Origin of the sequence: Methylocaldum sp. (genome assembly GCF_035627495.1) — a bacterium.
Lineage (GTDB): Bacteria > Pseudomonadota > Gammaproteobacteria > Methylococcales > Methylococcaceae > Methylocaldum.
In genome coordinates, this window is record NZ_DASPLO010000082.1 from 1 (window position 1) to 3,095 (window position 3,095).

The 3,095-nt window shown below is 57.3% G+C and carries 2 rRNA genes; both read left to right on the top strand.

The features are described from left to right. Positions 1-237: ribosomal RNA gene (locus tag VEB01_RS07175) — 16S ribosomal RNA — on the top strand; the annotation flags it as partial. A 289-nt stretch (positions 238-526) separates the two neighbouring features. Beyond that, positions 527-3,095: ribosomal RNA gene (locus tag VEB01_RS07180) — 23S ribosomal RNA — on the top strand; the annotation flags it as partial.

The following is a 3,095-nucleotide window of genomic DNA, read 5'->3' on the forward strand; positions in this document are numbered from 1 at the left end:
CGCAGGCTGCAACTCGCCTGCGTGAAGCCGGAGTTGCTAGTAATCGCGGATCAGCACGCCGCGGTGAATACGTTCCCGGGCCTTGTACACACCGCCCGTCACACCATGGGAGCTGGTAACACCCGAAGTCGGTGAGCTAACACGCAAGTGAGGCAGCCGCCGAAGGTGGGGCCGGTGACTGGGGTGAAGTCGTAACAAGGTAGCCGTATCGGAAGGTGCGGCTGGATCACCTCCTTTCTAAGGATGTGGCAGGGGGAGACCCCCCGCCACCCACCCCCCAACCCAGCGGGTTCGGGCCCGTGACGCACATGTCGTCACGGACCCTCCACACGAGGTTGAGCGGTGAGTGGGCCTATTCCTGGTCGATACCTGGACACAACAATACGTGTTCAGGGGAAACCAACACGACGATTGCCGACTACTCTACACTGTTTAGTTTTGAGGGCTTCAGCCTTCAAGTTGTACCTTGAAAACTCCACATAGTGGTTAACGTGAAGCATCACAGGTGAACTTTGTGCTTGATTGAGGTCAAGCTAGAAAGAGCACACGGTGGATGCCTTGGCGCCAAGTGCCGAAGAAGGACGCGGTAAGCTGCGAAAAGTCTCGGGGAGCCGCAAGCGGGCGTAGATCCGGGAATCTCCGAATGGGGTAACCTGGCTGGCGTAATGGCCAGTCACCCACGACTGAATCCATAGGTCGTGAGGAGGGCACCGCCTGAACTGAAACATCTCAGTAGGGCGAGGAAAAGAAATCAACCGAGATTCCCCCAGTAGCGGCGAGCGAACGGGGAATAGCCTAAACCGGGTCCGAGCAATCGGGTCCGGGGTTGCGGGACGTCAAACGTGAGCATGAACCCTAGTCGAACAGGCCTGGAAAGGCCGGCCACAGCAGGTAACAGCCCTGTAGGCGAAAGGGAGAAGGCCATAGACGGATCCCAAGTACCACGGGACACGAGGAATCCCGTGGGAATCCGGGGGGACCACCCTCCAAGGCTAAACACACTTGGCGACCGATAGTGCACCAGTACCGTGAGGGAAAGGTGAAAAGCACCGCGAGAGCGGAGTGAAACAGACCCTGAAACCGTGTGCTTACAAGCAGTTCGAGCCCCATATGTGGGTGAGAGCGTGCCTATTGAAGAATGAACCGGCGAGTTACGGTCATTGGCCTGGTTAAGGACCTCAGGTCCGGAGCCGAAGCGAAAGCGAGTCTGAATAGGGCGTAGTCAATGGCTGTAGACCCGAAACCCGGTGATCTATCCATGGCCAGGGTGAAGCGAGGGTAAGACCTCGTGGAGGCCCGAACCGATTAGCGTTGAAAAGCTACCGGATGAGCTGTGGATAGGGGTGAAATGCCAATCGAACCGGGAGATAGCTGGTTCTCCCCGAAATAGCTTTAGGGCTAGCGTCGGATAAAGGGTTGCTGGAGGTAGAGCACTGTTTGAGCTAGGGGCCCACAAGGTTACCGAACTCAGACAAACTCCGAATGCCAGCAACACGTTCCGGCAGTCAGACGGCGAGTGCTAAGATCCGTCGTCAAAAGGGAAACAGCCCAGACCGCCAGCTAAGGTCCCAAAGTCTCTGCTGAGTGGAGAAGGATGTGGCGTTGTTTAGACAACCAGGATGTTGGCTTAGAAGCAGCCACCATTCAAAGAGTGCGTAATAGCTCACTGGTCGAATGACGCTGCGCCATAAATTATCGGGGCTAAGCAGAGCACCGAAGCTGCGGAAGTCAGCAATGACTTGGTAGGGGAGCGTTCCGTATGGGGCGAAGGTCGACCGGAAGGACGGCTGGACTGTACGGAAGTGAGAATGCCGGTATGAGTAGCGAAAAGACTGGTGAGAATCCAGTCCACCGAAAGCCTAAGGTTTCCTGAGCAAGGCTCGTCCGCTCAGGGTTAGTCGGGACCTAAGCCGAGGCCGAATGGCGTAGGCGATGGAGAACAGGTTGATATTCCTGTACCACCACCGGTCGTTTGACCGAAGCGGGGACGCAGGAGGCTAGAGGGACCCAGCCGTTGGTTGTGCTGGGGCAAGCGGGTAGCGTGGAGCGGTAGTGAAGTACGCCGTTCTAAACGTGAGCCGTAACGCCGACCGAAATAAGTAGGGAAGCCCTTAACGCCATGCTGCCAAGAAAAGCCGCTAGGGAGACACGGGGTGCCCGTACCGCAAACCGACACAGGTAGGCGGGGAGAGAATCCTCAGGTGCGCGGGAGAACTCTCGCTAAGGAACTCGGCAAAATGCACCCGTAACTTCGGGAGAAGGGTGGCTTGTCGGGGTTAGAGGAGAAACACCTCAAAGCCTTGGTGAGTTGCAGAGGAGAGGCCCAAGCGACTGTTTACCACAAACACAGGTCAGTGCTAAGCCGGAAGGCGACGTATACTGGCTGACGCCTGCCCGGTGCTGGAAGGTTAAGGGGAGCGGTTAGGCGCAAGCTGAAGCTGTGAACCGAAGCCCCAGTAAACGGCGGCCGTAACTATAACGGTCCTAAGGTAGCGAAATTCCTTGTCGGGTAAGTTCCGACCCGCACGAATGGCGTAACGACTTGGGCGCTGTCTCGGCGAGAGACCCGGTGAAATTGAAGTACCTGTGAAGATGCAGGTTACCTGCGATTGGACAGAAAGACCCCATGGAGCTTCACTGTAGCCTGGCATTGGATTTTGGTGGTTCGTGTACAGGATAGGTGGGAGCCTAAGAAGGTGGGTCGCTAGACTCACTGGAGGCGACGTTGGGATACCACCCTCGAAGCATCGGAGTTCTAACTGACACCCCTGAAGCGGGGTGCAGGACCGTGCCAGGTGGGCAGTTTGACTGGGGCGGTCGCCTCCCAAAGAGTAACGGAGGCGCCCAAAGGTCTGCTCAGGATGGTTGGAAATCATCCCAAGAGTGCAAAGGCAGAAGCAGGCTTGACTGCGAGACGGACAGGTCGAGCAGGGTGGAAACACGGGCTTAGTGACCCGGCGGCACTGAGTGGAAGGGCCGTCGCTCAACGGATAAAAGCTACCCTGGGGATAACAGGCTTATCTCCCCCAAGAGTCCACATCGACGGGGAGGTTTGGCACCTCGATGTCGGCTCATCGCATCCTCGGGCTGAAGTC